A 2434-nucleotide genomic window follows, 5' to 3' on the forward strand; every position below is an offset into this window, starting at 1 on the left:
GCTACCAACTGTGCAATTTCATTTGCAATATCAGCTTCCTCTTTAATTTGCGTATCGTACTGTTCCTTCTGCACCTTGGAGTCCAGATTGGGCAAGTGATACACGCTTTCATCATTCACGTTGAGTTTGTACGTGCCGTTAACACGATCTGAGCCAAGATAGCGGTAAACCTGAACATCTAACGCACTGTACACACTAGACTCCATCACGGTGATTGTACGGTCATCTACGATCATTGAATATCCGACACCTTGAAGCAGGGCGTTGAGCTTGACGGTATCGTCGTCTAGTAAGATATCCTCAAAACCCAGCATGTCATCCATTGTTGTTGGTGCTGGTGTAGCGTTCAACAAAACACGCTCTTGCTCAAGTTTTGAAATCTGTGCTGTCACACGATCTAGAACATCAGTGATAGCCTTGACCATTCCATACTTGGCTAGCCCACCTGATACATTCACAAACTGACGCTGTAGTTCGGCCAGCTCACCATCAATTTCAATTAGGCGTTTTTCACTGGTTGTCAGGTTCTGACTCTGTGCTGCTCGTACAAGTGCGGCATGGGCTGTTTGAGAGCGGATAAAGTCGAATACGGCATAGGGTATAGAGCGACTGTTTGTACAGCCCCCAGCACCACCACCAAACCTGTGACGACTGACGCACAACATTGTGAGAGCGCCTTTCTGCCCACCAACACAGTAGTTCTTGCCGCATCTGGCACACTTCACAATTCCTGTCAGAAGATACTTCGAAGCAGCAGCCTTGGGGGTTGCACTACTGTCGTTGATACGTTTTTGAACACGAAACCAAAGTTCCTTGCTGACAACAGCAGGCCATACATCCTCAATATCATTCCAACGACCTATAGCCACCGGGTTACGTAGCCAGCGTCTGAACGTCGAAGGGCTGGTTGTATTGAAGTCAGAGTGCTGGTCTTTCAGTCGCCCAAGAATACGACGCTCACCGATACCAGCAGCGAAATCTTCGAACACTTGAACAATGAAAGGTGCGATATCGTCTCTCAGCTTTCCATCACGTATCCATAACGGCATACGGCGTGTAGCACCTTCACCAGCAGCAGCTTTCTTTCGTTTGGTTTCATAGGCAGCTTTCAAGCGACGACTCAAGTTGTCACTGTACTGGTATGCCTGCTGTACCTTGGCAACGAGCAAGAACAGATGGTTGCTGTTGGCTGATTCTCGGTTGTACGTAATGCCGTCATCCAGCGTCACAAGGTCAACACCAGCATTGACGATCTTGGAGACCAGCGGGAGCATCTCCATTGGTGCCAAACGTCCTGCACGGTCAATCTGCTCAATCAGTACCTTGCTGCCACGGGGAATGTCGCCATTCTCCACAGCGGCCAGCAGACGACCAAAAGCGTTATCCAGATGATCACCGTGATAGCCTGACTTCCCGTGGTCGTTGTAGCGTTGTTCGCTCAAGACGTATTCGGGGTTCTCCAGCAGCCACTTGGCTACCATCTCGTTCTGTCGTTTAACGCTATCGCCGTTGCGTTGTGTCCAGCTTGAATACCGCACGTAGGAGAAACAGAGCTTTTGCACAGCCACCACCTCTAGACTCGAAATAAAATCATAACATCGTTCCAATCATTGCATTCATCGGCGTGCGGATCTCATGGCTCATCGTGGCCAGAAACGTGCTTTTGGCCCGGTTGGCGTTATCGGCACGTTCTTTCGCGCAACGCAGATCATCGAGCAGTTGCCGCCGTTCGCTGATATCGATCCAGCCACCGATAATGCCTTGCACTTTTGCGCTGGAATCCCGATAGGGAAGAATCCAGTGATAGATCGTCAACCGCCGGCCGCCAATGTGCAGCTCGCGATCGACGATCAACGGTCTGCCCTCGGCCACCACGCGTTGGTAGTCAGCCTGGTACTCCCGGGCTTCGAATACATTGCTCATCGATCCCTGCATGACACTTTTGCCGATGACATCTTCACGCCTGGCGCTGAACGCTTGCAGGTAACTGTCGTTGCAACTTTGCAGTAGCCCCTGGCGATCACGTACGTAGATCGGATGGGGCGTGCCATTGACCAGCGATCGCATGAACTCGAACTGATCGTTCAACGCACGCTCGGCGGCCTTGCGTTGCTTGATCTGGCGTCGCATGTAGTCGTTCCACGCAATGGAAATCAGCAGCAGCACGCCGGCACCGATGACGATCTGATAGAACAGCCGTTGATAGTTGCGCCAGGTGTTTTGCGAAGACGCCGAATAGCCGCGCCAACGGCTGTTGATGATGCCCAGTTCTTCCGGCGAGATGCTTAGTAGCGCCTTGTCGAGAATCGCGTTCAGCTCTTTGGCGCCCCGAGCGGTGGCAAGGGAAAACGCTGCCTGCTCGGTGCCGATGGTGGTGCTGATTTGCAGTGTGTGCTCGAACAGTCGCGACGAAATGAAGTAATTGGCAATGATC

Annotated in this window: 1 protein-coding gene and 1 pseudogene; both read right to left on the bottom strand. The window is 51.7% G+C overall.

Going from position 1 to position 2434, the window contains the following annotated elements; translation table 11 throughout:
* Positions 1-1562, bottom strand: a 1562-nt coding sequence (locus ACXRVY_RS24385; protein WP_458238461.1) for a recombinase family protein, incomplete at its 3' end; no start/stop codon positions are given.
* A gap of 40 nt (positions 1563-1602) precedes the next feature.
* Positions 1603-2434 (bottom strand): annotated as a pseudogene (locus ACXRVY_RS24390) (PAS domain-containing protein); the annotation flags it as partial.

This window comes from Pseudomonas sp. P5_A2_2, assembly GCF_054177685.1.